Source organism: Arthrobacter sp. AB6, from assembly GCF_031844545.1.
GTDB lineage: Bacteria > Actinomycetota > Actinomycetes > Actinomycetales > Micrococcaceae > Arthrobacter.
Genome location: NZ_JAUZVL010000019.1, coordinates 44,582 through 57,238 on the forward strand (window position 1 = coordinate 44,582; position 12,657 = coordinate 57,238).

8 protein-coding genes are annotated in these 12,657 nt (G+C 67.7%); 3 read left to right on the top strand and 5 right to left on the bottom strand.

The features are described 5' to 3' along the window. Positions 1-70: 70 nt before the first annotated feature. Positions 71-1,240, top strand: a complete 1,170-nt coding sequence (locus Q9R30_RS14480) for a TIGR01906 family membrane protein (protein ID WP_311217991.1) — start codon at positions 71-73, stop codon at positions 1,238-1,240. A 54-nt stretch (positions 1,241-1,294) separates the two neighbouring features. On the opposite strand, the gene Q9R30_RS14485 is transcribed toward Q9R30_RS14480, so the two are convergent. Together Q9R30_RS14485 and Q9R30_RS14490 are read right to left on the bottom strand one after the other, a co-directional pair. Further along, on the bottom strand, positions 1,295-3,124 hold the full coding sequence (locus tag Q9R30_RS14485; RefSeq protein ID WP_311217992.1) for an AMP-dependent synthetase/ligase: 1,830 nt from the start codon (positions 3,122-3,124) through the stop codon (positions 1,295-1,297). A 66-nt stretch (positions 3,125-3,190) separates the two neighbouring features. Further along, on the bottom strand, positions 3,191-4,918 hold the full coding sequence (locus tag Q9R30_RS14490) for a phospholipid carrier-dependent glycosyltransferase (protein WP_311217993.1): 1,728 nt from the start codon (positions 4,916-4,918) through the stop codon (positions 3,191-3,193). A gap of 46 nt (positions 4,919-4,964) precedes the next feature. Here Q9R30_RS14490 and rsmI point away from each other — a divergent pair, with 46 nt between their 5' ends. Next, positions 4,965-5,840, top strand: a complete 876-nt coding sequence (rsmI, locus tag Q9R30_RS14495) for a 16S rRNA (cytidine(1402)-2'-O)-methyltransferase (RefSeq protein ID WP_104997241.1) — start codon at positions 4,965-4,967, stop codon at positions 5,838-5,840. Between the two features lie 187 nt (positions 5,841-6,027). Then, positions 6,028-7,527 (top strand): NAD-dependent succinate-semialdehyde dehydrogenase, encoded by a 1,500-nt coding sequence (locus tag Q9R30_RS14500; protein ID WP_311217994.1) that lies wholly within the window; start codon positions 6,028-6,030, stop codon positions 7,525-7,527. A 20-nt stretch (positions 7,528-7,547) separates the two neighbouring features. Here the strand turns inward: Q9R30_RS14500 and Q9R30_RS14505 are convergent, their stop codons facing one another. The 3 genes from Q9R30_RS14505 to Q9R30_RS14515 are packed head-to-tail and all read right to left on the bottom strand — an operon-like array spanning position 7,548 to position 12,656. Beyond that, positions 7,548-10,073: a DUF3488 and DUF4129 domain-containing transglutaminase family protein gene (locus Q9R30_RS14505; RefSeq protein WP_396136731.1), complete on the bottom strand. Its 2,526-nt coding sequence runs from the start codon at positions 10,071-10,073 to the stop codon at positions 7,548-7,550. Continuing rightward, positions 10,070-11,518 (bottom strand): DUF58 domain-containing protein, encoded by a 1,449-nt coding sequence (locus Q9R30_RS14510; RefSeq protein ID WP_104997244.1) that lies wholly within the window; start codon positions 11,516-11,518, stop codon positions 10,070-10,072. The genes Q9R30_RS14505 and Q9R30_RS14510 overlap by 4 nt, the downstream gene beginning before the upstream one ends. Positions 11,519-11,528: 10 nt before the next feature. Beyond that, positions 11,529-12,656, bottom strand: a complete 1,128-nt coding sequence (locus tag Q9R30_RS14515; protein WP_104997245.1) for a MoxR family ATPase — start codon at positions 12,654-12,656, stop codon at positions 11,529-11,531. Position 12,657 lies beyond the last annotated feature (1 nt).

Sequence of the window (12,657 nt, forward strand, 5' to 3'; positions counted from 1 at the left end):
GGCTCGTCAACAGGTAAAGCGCGCCTGCTGACCCCGGCCCGGCGCGGACATTCGACGGAAGTGACCTGCTGTGAAAGACGAAACACCGGCCCGCGCCAAAAGCCCGGAGCCGCAGCCGGAACCGCTCCTGGATACCTCCCGGGACTCCGACGAGCCTGCGTTTTCCTGGCTGACCCCGGGTAGCGGCTCCAATGCAGCCAGCGATTCCAACGGAACATCCGGGTCCTCGCCCGCCCCGGCCTCCGCGGCCCCCGTCCCATCCACAGCTGACGGTTCTGCCGCTCCCGCCGCCACCGCGGGGACAAAGGGCACCGGTTCCGCAGGCGATGAACAAGCCAAGCCAAGGGTCCCGGAAGGCGCCGGCCGGCCTGAGACCCGGGCGGACCGGAAAGCAGCCGAAGCTGCCGCCGATCCCGACGGCGGGGGCAGTTCCCCGGTATTCAGGGAGCCCCTTGCCACATCCGCTCTGCAGGTCCGCCCGCCGGAGGAGGAAGTGGAGCGCCGCAATGCCCAGCGGGAAAGTGCCGCGAACGCCAAGCCGGTGGCGCCGCGCGTCATTCAGGTGTTGCTCGCGATATTCTTCCCGGTGATCCTGCTGATCCTGGCTGTCCGGGCGGTGACCAGTCCGCTGTTCCTATGGGTTGAATACAACCGCCCCGGATTCCCCGGCGACGGGTACGGGTTCAGCACGGACGACCGGATGACCTACGGCTCCTATGCAGTGGATTACCTCAGCAACTGGTCCGGCCCGCGCTACCTGGGAGACCTGGTGCACCGCGGCGGCGAGAAGCTTTTCAAGGACGGCGAAGTCAGCCACATGGCGGACGTCAAACTGGTGATCCTCTCAACCTTCGGCGCAGGTGTCCTGCTGCTCCTGCTGGGCCTCATCGCCGTCCTCTACCTCCGCAAGCGAAGCACCGGGGGCGTCCGGCGGGGACTTTTCGCCGGTTCCCTTGTCACCCTGGTCCTCATCCTGGGCCTCGGGACGCTGGCGTTCCTGGGCTGGCAGCAGTTCTTTACCGAGTTCCACCGGATCTTCTTCGCCGATGGCACTTGGACCTTCAGCATGGATGACACCCTGATCCGGCTGTTCCCGGGCCAGTTCTGGATAGATGCCGGCATGGTGATCGCCGCCCTGGTCCTGCTGACGTCGCTCCTGACGCTCATCCTCACCTGGCCCACCCGCCGGCGGCGTGGACTGGTGAAGGACGAACCGGCTCCGGCGGCAGGCCAGGAGTAGGCAGGACAGGATCGCCGTCCGGGCAACCGGCTCCACGCAGCCGGGCCGGCGGGCTCAGGCGTACAGCCTGGCGATTTCGTCGCCGTAGTCACGAACAACCGCGGCACGCTTCAGTTTGAGGGACGGGGTCAGGTGCCCCGACTCCACGGTAAACCGGGCGTCGAGGAGCGAGAAGCTCCGGATGGATTCGGCTTTGGATACCAGCAGGTTCGCCTGGTCCACCGCATCCTGGACTGCCGCGAGGACGTCCGGGTCCTTGGTCGCGTCGCTGGCCGCCAGGGCGGGCAGGCCCCGTTCCGAGCGCCAGTTGTCCACGCCCTCGGGGTCGAGGGTGACCAGCGCGGAGACGAAGGGTTTCCCATCGCCCACCACCACGGCATGCGCCACCAGCGGATGCGAACGGATCTTTTCCTCCAGCGGGCCCGGCGCCACATTCTTGCCGCCCGCTGTGACCAGGAGGTCCTTCTTACGGCCCGTCACGGTGAGGAACCCCTGCGGATCCAGTTCCCCGAGGTCGCCGGTCCGGAAAAACCCGTCAACGAAAGCCTCGGCATTCGCGGCCTGGTTGGCATGGTAGCCCTTGAAGACGCCAATCCCCTTGACCAGGATTTCACCGTCTTGCGCTACCCGGATGGTGGTGCCGGGGATGGGTATTCCCACTGAGCCCACCCGGGTGCGCGAGGGAGTGTTGGCGGTGCACGGCGCCGTGGTTTCGGTCAGCCCGTAGCCTTCCAGTACCGGGATGCCGGCACCCCGGAAGAAGTGGGCGTCCTCAAGGGCCAGCGGACTTGCCCCGGATACCGTATACCCCACCTGCCCGCCCAGAGCCTGTCGAAGGCGGGGATACAGCAGCCGGTCAAAGATTCCATGGCGGACCCGGCACAGCAGCCCGGGACCGCTGCCCTTCCCGCGGTTCCGCTTATCCTCCTCCTGCGAGAATTCGATGGCCGCGGCCGAGGCGGCCCGGAAGAGCCAGGCCTTGCCCGCCAGGGCAGCCTTGTGGGCGGCGCTGGCCCTGACTTTTTCGAGGATCCGCGGCACCACCAGCAGGAAAGTGGGCCGGTAGCTGCGCAGGTCCTCGAGGAGCTGGGCGGCTCCCGGCGTATGGCCCAGGGTGGCCCCGGCCGAGAGGCACACCACCTGCACGGCACGGGCGAGGACATGGGCCAGCGGCAGGAACATCAGGGTCCGGGCCTGGTCCTGCAGCAGCAGTTCCGGAAGGAACGCCACGATGTTCTTCGCCACCAGGGCGAAGTTTCCGTGCGTGATCTCGCAGCCCTTGGGATTTCCCGTGGTGCCTGAGGTGTACACCAGGGACGCGACGTCGTCCAGGCCGGCGCGGCTGCGGTGCCGCTCAAGCTCCGCGTCGGTAACCCCGGCGCCGGCAGCGGCGAGGCTGGCAAGGTCCGGCGCTTCGCCGTCGTAATCCATCCGCACTACGTTGACCAGCCGGTCCCGGAGCAGGGAGGAGCCGGCGAGCACATTGGTGACAAGGTCCACCGTGGCCCGGTCCCCGGCAAAAACGCGGCGCACGCCGGCGTCCTGCATGATCCACTCCACCTGGCGTGCGGAGGATGTCTCGTAGATGGGGACCGTCACGCCGCCGGCAAACCAGATGGCGAAATCGACCAGGGTCCATTCATAGGAGGTGGGGGACATCACGGCCACGGCGTCGCCCGGCTCGATGCCGCCGGCGATCAGGCCCTTGGCCAGGGCACTGACATCCTGCAGGAACTTGTGTGCTGTGACGTCAACCCACCCGTTGGGTCCCTTCCTGCGGTACAGGGCGTGGGCAGGGTTGGCCGCATGCTGCTCCAGCAGCAGGTCAGTGACGTTGCTGGCGGCGTCAAGCTCAACCAGCAGTTCGGTGCTCGCTTCTCTCACAACAGGTCTCCGTTCCGCTGCCACGCCGCGGCAGCGGCTCTGTTGGGGGTCTGATGCCATCCTGCCCTAGATCCAGGACGGCATCCACATCCGGACTTTCCAGTCCTCGTACGGAATGGTTTCGGCAGCCCAGACAGGATAGAAGAAGGCCGACAGGAGGACTGCGGCAGCGACAAAAAGGGCAACCAGGTAGAGCCCCGAACGGCGGCGCCAGGGCGGGTCGGCTGCCCTGCCCAGGACGAGCCCCAGGCAGTACGTCAGGGCCAGGATGAGGAACGGTTCAAAGGACACCGCGTAGAAGTAGAACATGGTCCGTTCGGGGTACAGGAACCACGGCAGGTATCCCGCGGCCACGCCGGCCAGCACCGCACCGGCGCGCCAGTCCCGGCGCCCGGCCCACCAGAACAGGAGGACCACCAGGGATACGGCTGCACCCCACCAGATCAGGGGGTTTCCCACTGACAGGATCGCGGAAGTGCATTTTTCCACAGCACAGCCGGGCGTGCCCTGTTGGGGCGATTCGTAAAAGAACGACGTCGGCCTGCCGAGTACCAGCCAGCTCCAGGCAGATGCCTCGTACGGGTGCTCTGAACCCAGGCCCTGGTGGAACGTGTAGGCCTCCCGGTGATAGTGGGCCAGCGAGCGGACAGAGTCTGGCAGCCAGCCCCACTCGGCGGAGGGGTTGCCCTCGGCCCACCGGCGGAAGTACGCATTTTCGGACCGGAACCAGCCTGTCCACGCGGCCGCGTAGACGACACCGGCCACTGGAACCGTGCTGAGGAATGCCGGGATGCCGTCCTTGATGACGCCCCCGCTGATCCAGCCGCGGATGCCTGCCACCCGCCGGGCGTTCAGGTCCCACAGGACGGTGAGGAGTCCAAACCCGGCCAGGAAAAACAGGCCGGACCATTTGGTCCCGACGGCGAGCCCCAGGCAGGCTCCTGCCGTTACCCGCCACCAGCGGACGCCCAGCCAGGGGCCGGAGAGCAGGTGGTCCGCCGTGGGGATGCCTCCGTTTCCTGCGGCAGCCCGGGCCAGCCGGACCGCGAGCCGGCGCCGGCCGTCATCCCGGTCAAGCAGCAGGGCGCCAAACGCGGCGAGAACCCAGAACATAAGGAAGATGTCCAGGAGCGAGGTCCGGGACATCACCAGGTGGTGGCCGTCCACGGCCAGCAGGAGTCCTGCGGCTCCCGCCAGCGAAAGGGAGCGGAACAACTTCAGGGCGATCAGCGACAGCAGCAGGATGGACAAGGTGCCGGTCAGTGCGGCGGAGAAGCGCCACCCGAACGGGTTGTCAGGGCCGAAAAGCCACATACCTGCCGTGATCATCCACTTGCCCACGGGCGGATGGACCACGTACTCGGGGGAGTCCAGCAGCACTCCGGGGTTTCCGGAGTTGAATGCGTCATTGGCCTTGTCCGGCCAGCTGCGTTCGTAGCCGCTGACCAGGTAGGAATACGCGTCCTTCACGTAGTACGTTTCGTCAAAGACCAGCTTGGGCGGGGCCTCGAGCCGGACAAAGCGCAGGATCCCGCCGACGAGGGCAGTCAGGACGGGAACCAGCAGGAGCCACAGCCGGAGCGACGGCGGGTAGTCGCGCCACGTTTGGACGCTTCCGAGGAGCCTGGCTGTGAGGGATTCCACCGTGAACGCCTCCGCCGGGCGGCTGACCCACGGCCGTTGTGCGGTACTCCCCGGACTGCCTGGTGTCCCCCCTGCTTCCCTGCCTGCTGCAGTGGGGGCGGCGTGTCCGGTCCCGCCCGGCCGCGTCGAGGTCTGCGTCACGAGCCCCATGCTACCGTTTGCGGCCGGTAGTCCTCCGCAGCAGTAGGCTGGTGGCGTGGACCCTAACCCCAGCACCATTCCAGATTCCGGCCCGGCAACTCCCGGGCGCATCGTGCTTGCCGCCACTCCAATCGGCAACACCGGGGACGCTTCCGCAAGGCTGGTGGAACTGCTGGGAACCGCTGACATCGTGGCCGCCGAGGACACCCGCCGGCTGCACCGCCTGGTCCAGAGCCTGGGCGTGACCGTGGCCGGACGGATTATCAGCTACCACGAGCACAACGAGGCCACCAAGACCGCCGAGCTGCTGGCGCAGGTGCAGGCAGGAAGCACCCTGGTCATGGTTACGGACGCCGGGATGCCCTCGGTCTCGGACCCTGGTTTCCGACTGGTTGAAGGGGCGGTCGCTGCAGGCCTCACCGTGACGGCGGTTCCGGGGCCGTCGGCGGTACTCACCGCCCTGGCATTGTCCGGCCTGCCCACGGACCGCTTCTGCTTTGAGGGGTTCCTTCCGCGGAAGGCCGGTGAGAGGGCGTCGCGGCTGGCCGAACTTGCGGGGGAGCGCAGGACCATGGTGTTCTTCGAGGCACCGCACCGGCTGGAGGTGATGCTCCGGGCGGTGCGCGAACGGTTCGGACCGGACCGTCCCGTCGCCGTCTGCCGTGAACTGACCAAAACATATGAAGAGGTCATCCGCGGCACGCTCAGTGAACTATTGGTGTGGGCGGAAAGCACGGAGATCAGGGGCGAGATCGCCGTTGTCCTGGGCGGGGCGCCGGAAAAGGCTCCCGGCACGCCGGAGGACCATGTGGCCGCCGTGAACGAACTCGTGGCCCAGGGCATCCGGCTCAAGGAAGCGGTGGCAGCGGTGGCCGAGGACGTCCGGGTGAGCAAGCGGGAACTGTACTCCGCCGTGCTGGCGGCCCGCTGACGGTCCCCGCAAACGATGCCTGGTCCGCTGTGCAGCTGCACAGCAGCGCCATGATGCGGCAGTGCGCAACGGCGTAGACCAGCCGGAAGCCGCCGCAGTAGTCTGGCAGTAATCCAGCCTGTATGGGCCCGGTCACTCCGGCCGCTGCCGATCGGGCTGCACCAACCCTACTGACGAGGGAGTCATCGTGACTGTCACTGCACAGCCGGCCGTTTCCGCAGACCGCGAAAGCGCCCTTCTGGCCTCTGTCCCCACTGGCCTGCTCATCAACGGTGAATGGCGGGACGCCATCTCCGGGAAGACCTTCGACGTCGAGGATCCCGCCACCGGGAAGGTGCTCTTGAGCCTTGCCGACGCCGGTGCAGAGGATGGCAAGGCAGCCCTGGACGCTGCCGCCGCGGCCCAGGAGTCCTGGGCTAAGGTGCCCCCGCGCGAACGGGGCGAGATCCTCCGCCGCGCGTTCGAGCTCGTCACCGAGCGCGCCGAGGACTTCGCGCTGCTGATGACCATGGAAATGGGCAAGCCGCTGGCCGAAGCCCGCGGTGAGGTCACATACGGTGCCGAGTTCCTGCGCTGGTTCTCCGAGGAAGCAGTGCGTGCGTTCGGCCGCTACTCAGTGTCCCCGGACGGCAAGTCCCGCCTGCTGGTGACCAAGAAGCCGGTGGGCCCGTGCCTGCTGATCACGCCGTGGAACTTCCCGCTGGCCATGGCAACCCGCAAGATCGCCCCGGCCGTCGCTGCAGGCTGCACCATGGTCCTGAAGTCTGCGAACCTTACCCCGCTGACCTCCCAGCTGTTCGCCGCCGTCATGATGGAAGCCGGCCTGCCCGCCGGTGTCCTGAACGTCATTCCCACCTCGACCGCTGGTGCCACTACCGGCCCCCTGATCAAGGATTCCCGGCTCCGGAAGCTCTCCTTCACCGGGTCCACCGAGGTGGGCCGCCGCCTGCTCTCCGATGCCTCCGGAACCGTCCTGCGCACCTCCATGGAACTCGGCGGCAACGCCCCGTTCCTGGTCTTCGAGGACGCTGACCTGGATGCCGCCGTTGCCGGGGCGATGCTCGCCAAGCTCCGCAACATGGGCGAGGCCTGCACTGCAGCGAACCGCTTTATCGTGCATGAGTCCATCGCCGCCGCGTTCGCGGAAAAGTTCGCGGCGAAAATGAAGGACATGACCACCGCCCGCGGGACCGAGCCGGAGTCCAAGGTGGGCCCGCTGATTGACGCCAAGAGCCGGGACAAGGTCCATGAACTCGTCTCCGATGCTGTTGCCTCAGGCGCCAAAGCCATCCTGGGCGGCGGGCCGGTGGAGGGTCCGGGCTACTTCTACCAGCCCACCATCCTTTCCGGGGTTACCGAGGGCACGCGCATCCTGTCCGAGGAAATCTTCGGCCCCGTGGCCCCGATCATCACATTCAGCAGCGAGGACGACGCCGTGCGCCTGGCCAACAACACCGAATACGGGCTGGTGGCCTACGTCTTCACCAAGGACCTGAACCGCGGCATCCGGATGGGCGAGCGCCTTGAGACCGGCATGCTTGGCCTGAACGCCGGCGTCATTTCAAACGCGGCTGCCCCGTTCGGCGGTGTCAAGCAGTCCGGCCTGGGACGCGAGGGCGGCCTTGAAGGCATCGAGGAGTACCTCTACACGCAGTACATCGGCATCGCCGACCCCTACGCCGGATAACACTTTCGGCTGGCGGCCGGTCAGCCCCCGCTTCGCCGGTGGACGCCGTCGCGCGGTCCCCGCCTGGAAGGACCAGGCCAGGAACGGGCGGCGGCTTTTGCCGTCCTGGCCAGGACGCGGCCAGTGGCGCGGAACGGGGCGGCGAGAAAGCGCCCCAGCCTGCCCATGACCGACGGCGGGATCCAGGTGGCCTGCAGCCGCCGCCTGAGCGGGGCATTGGCGCGCAGTGTTTCTTCCAGGGCCGCAACGTCGGCCGCCATGGCGGTTGCCCTGTCCCGGGCGGCCCGTGACTTTGCGTCGTCGGTTTCCTGTTCCGGGATGGTGCGGGGCGGGCGGCCATAGCTGTGGCGTTCGAAGTTTTCCGTGAGGGCAGCGGCTGCCGCATGCGCGGGCCGGTCCAAGCCTTCCGGGTCGCCCAGCAGGGCGCCACGGAACCGCGCCGAATAGGCCCGGGGTGTCTCGCTGGCGCCTGGCGGCAGTCCGTAGTCGGTGCCGAGGTCCAGCAGTTCGCGCCATCCCATGGGCACGGCCTTGCCGGGGTCCTGCGGCCGGAGCCGCCGTGCCCGGAGTCCCGCCCGAACCATCCTCGGGGCGGCCGCAAGGAGCGCCATCGCCAGGATGCCACCGGCGCCCAGGAGCCACGGCAGGAGCTGGACGCCGCCGTCAGCCCTTCCGCCGCCACCGCCGGGGGCGGGCAGCGGGGTGGTGCCGGGTGCCGGAACGGGAGCGGGTGTGGCGCCGGGCACCAGGTCCTGGTTGTTGTCCAGTGCGTCGGGGGCGGCAGATACCGATGATTGTGTGGCGTACTCGGGGACCACGCCGCGGGACGGGGTGGGCTCGAAGGGCACCCAGCCAAGCCCCTGGAAGTAAAGTTCCGGCCACGCGTGGGCATCACGCGCATCCACCTCGTATTCGGGCAGGGCCCCCTGACCGGCCACGGAAACGGTGGCGCCGGTGAGCCTGCCGGGGGCGTAGCCTACGGCGATCCGGCTGGGAATACCTTCCAGCCTTGCCATAACGGCCATTGCGGACGCGTAATGGATGCAGTATCCGCTCTTCTGCTCCAGGAAGTCAGCCAGCACCGAGAGCCCGTTGCCGTCATAGCCGCCCTGCACCGGAGACTGCAGCGAGTAGGTGAACTCGGCGGAACGCAGGTACTTCTGGATGGCCATCGCCTTCTGGTACGGCGTGCCAGTCCCGGCCACGGTATCGGCGGTGGCGCGCACAACGTCGGGAACATTGCCGGGGATCCGGGTGAAGTCCTCGGGGATGCCCTGGACTGCTGCCGAGGACTGATCCAGGAGCGCAGCCGTCAGTTTGGGCACGGAGGACGTCACCAGGTACTCCTGCCTTCGTGTGGTCGTGGTGCCCGATCCCTTGATGCTCAAGGTCGCCGGGTCCCAGGTCCAGCGGCCGCTCAGCCCGCGGACCGTTTCGGGGGCATACGGTGCGGGAAGGTAGGGGCTGTTGAAGCTGCCGGCGTCGATGGCCGTGACCAGCCTTAGCTGTTCGTCGGCAAGCACCGGATAGCCAGGGTCGATCCGGCCGCCCATCGGCAGCCGGGAAGCGTCACGGTCGTCCGGGCCCCAGGATTCGCCGTCGAAATTGTCCACGGTGACGGAGCGCAGGTACAGCGGGGCGGATGCATTGGTGGCGTAGGTGATCCGCCCGCTTCCGTCAGGGGTGCGCAGGCTGTTGCCCAGGGTGATCATGGGGTTCAGTCCGGTCGACGTGCCCCACGGATTAAGGCGGGATCCTTGCGGGAACGTGCCCTGGTCAAACCCGGGAATGGCCAGGGGCGCCACCAGGGTTGCGGCAAGTGCAACCGACCCCGTGAGCACGGCGCGCCGCAAGTGGCCCGGACTCCGGACGGCCTCGGTCTGAAGCCGGGCGTCGGGGGCGAAATACTGGCTGCAGGCAAGGATCATCAGGTATCCGGCAACTGTGGCGGCGAACCCCCAGAAGCCTACGCTCTGCGGCTTGATCATCGCTGGCACCACCAGTATGGCCAGCAGCCCCACCCCGGTAGCGGCCGGCATGCCGAGTGGCAGCGCAAGTGCATCCACCAGGATCACCGCGAGGCCCAGGACCGCGCAGACAACCATGACGATGCCAACATTGGGCGCCACGGGCGCGGTCTCGGAGAGAACAGTCTCGCTGGCCCGCCGGACCAGGCGGTCCAGCTCGGCGAAGCTGCCTCCGGTGGGAATAAGTCCGGCAAAGCTCGAGCTTCGGAAAAACGTCAGCGTCAGGATGGCACCAAGGGAAAGGAAACCGCCGGCTGTCACCAGCAGGGGCTGCGCGCGCAGGGACCGGAGGGCGGCCAGGGTGAAACTGACCACCAGGACGGAGGTCAGCACCGGCCAGTACCAGCCCCAGCCCCGGAGCACGCCGTTCAGCGACAGGGCGGCACCGCAGACAGCCACGGCGATCGCGCCGGCCATGGCCCAGGGATAGGCGCCAACCGGCGGCCTGGCGGCGGGCTGCTCGCCCGGCGTCCCGGACGGCAGGCCCGTCCCGTGTTTGCGCGCTGGTGCCATGGTCACAGGGACACCCCCGTTCCGCGGCGGACGTCGGCGGTGGGGGTGGGTATGGCCAGATCCTGGTCGAACTGGCTCCAGGCTGCCGCCACGGGAACCGAGGGGGCGATTGCCACTGCCCGCCAGCCTCCCTGGCGGAGCACCTCCAGGACGTCCGCATACTCTGCGGGCCTGTCAGCAGCGATAATTGCAAAGGCATTGGTGGCGTAGTTTGCCGCCGGGGCAAGGGCAAGGGCCTCCATGCGCGAAATGGTTCCGAGCACCGCGATGACGGGACCCCGCATGCGGTGTGCGGACAGCTTATCCATGAGGAGGTCGTCGAAGGCTTCCGGCCCCGGATCATGCGACGCGCGGTCGCCGCCCCCCGCCCGGGCCGCCCACTCGTGAAGGACATTGTCACGCCGGGCGTGATGGGATCCGGTCAACTGGATGGCAGCAAGGCTTTCCCCAATGGACTGGAGCCCGGCACCGCCGCTGTACTCCTCAACCTCAGGTTCGGGCGCGGACGGCGAGTGCAGGAAGGCCGGCCCGCCGCCGGTGTCCAGCAGGCGCAGCGCGTAGTTTCGCTCCGCCAGATGGGCGCTGATCGACATGACCGCCACAACGCTCCATTCGAAGGTCGCGCAGCTGGCCATGGGGTGCCCGTCCTGGCCGGCTTGTCCGGCCGGACCGTTACCGGAGCCCCCGGAAAACGCGCTGTACCGGTGGTCCATGATGATTGTTGCCTCGGGGGTGGTAACCGACTCCTCCTGCCGCACCATGAGGTCGCCATGGCGTGCAGTGGCAGCCCAATGCACCCGCCGCATGGGATCCCCATGCCGGTACTCGCGGGTCATGACGTCGTCGTCGCTGGGATTGGCCCGGATCCTGGTGGCCGTGACGCCATCGTTGCCCCGGGCACCGGCCAGCCCGGTCAGGGGAAGCACGACGGCGGCGGGCGTCACGGTGAGGACGTCGCCGTCGTCAATCGCCTGGCGGTGCAGCGAAAGGCCGAACGGGTCCGTGAACTCGGCCGTCACCGGGCCAATGAGGTACTGCCCCCGCCGGGCTGAGCGCAGGTGGTACTCGTACCGGCTGGTGCCGCCGGTGGCGGAACGGGAGGGGAAACGGAACGCCGGCGACTCGCCCAGGCGGGCAGGCAGCCGCTCTTCCATGGTCGCCCTGCCGCTGCCGCTGCCGATTCCCGTCCGGGCCACCGCGAGCCGGACGGTGGTGGGCGCGGAGGTTTCCACGGGGGAGGGGTTGAACTCCCGGTACACCTGGAACCTGGGCTTTACCAGCCGGATCCCGGCAAGCGAAACCAAAGGAAGGACCATGAGCAGCACACTCAACGTCAACAGGTCCCTGCGGCCCATGATGTACGCCGCTCCGAGGGCGATGCCACCGGCAGAAATCATGCCCCAGCCACGAGTTGTGAAGAGGTGCCGGGGCACCCTGTCCAGCAGGGCCATGGGTAGCCGCCTAGTGGTTCCTGCCCAGGCCGGTGACCGGGGCAGCCGTCCGGCCGGCAGATACAGGAGCCCTGGTGCCGGCTCCAGTGGTCCCGGAAGTGACGGGCAAGCGTGACAGGATGCCCCGCAGGACACTGTGCGGGGTCTCCCCGGCACCAGCAGCCTTCCGGTCCAGGATGATCCTGTGTGCCAGCACGGCCTCGGCGACGTGGACGACGTCATCCGGCAGCACGAAGTCGCGCCCGTCCAGGGCAGCTGTGGCTTTCGCCGCGCGCAGCAGCTGCAGCATTGACCGGGGGCTGGCACCCAGCCGAAGCAACGGGCTTTCCCTCGTGGCCCTGCCCACGGACACTGTGTACTCCTTGACAGCCTGGGACACGTAAACCTGCTGGACGGTGGTGATCATGGCTGCCACCTCTGCGGCAGTGACGACCGCGGAAACCTTGGCCAGGGGCGAGGTTGCCTGGTGCGTCTCGAGCATCTCGATCTCGGCGTCCTTGTCCGGGTATCCCATGGAAATCCTGGCCATGAAACGGTCCCGCTGCGCCTCGGGCAGCGGGTACGTTCCCTCCATTTCGATGGGGTTCTGGGTAGCGACCACCATGAACGGCTCGTCGAGCCGGTACGAGTTGCCGTCCACTGTCACCTGGTGCTCTTCCATGCATTCGAGCAGCGCGGACTGGGTCTTGGCCGAGGCGCGGTTGATTTCGTCGCCGATGACGATGTTGGCGAAGACAGCCCCCGGACGGAACTCAAACAGCCGGGAGGACTGGTTGTAGATGGACACGCCGGTCACATCGGACGGCAAAAGGTCCGGGGTGAACTGGATGCGGTTGACAGTGCAGTCGATAGTACGTGCCAGCGTCTTGGCGAGGAGTGTCTTCCCTACGCCCGGGACATCTTCAAGCAGCAGGTGTCCCTGGGCCAGCAGTACGGTCAGCGCCAGTCTGGCGGCGTCGGATTTCCCATCGATGACTGTATTGACGGATGTGAGGATGCGCTGGCTCGCCGCGTGGAAGGAAGCAGCGTCCATGGCTGCGGGGCGGTGACCGTTCAAATGGCTGACAGGATCAGCGATCCCCGCCAGGTTGCGGTTCACAGCGCTCACATCGTTGGCAGTGCGTCGGTGGGGTTCCATC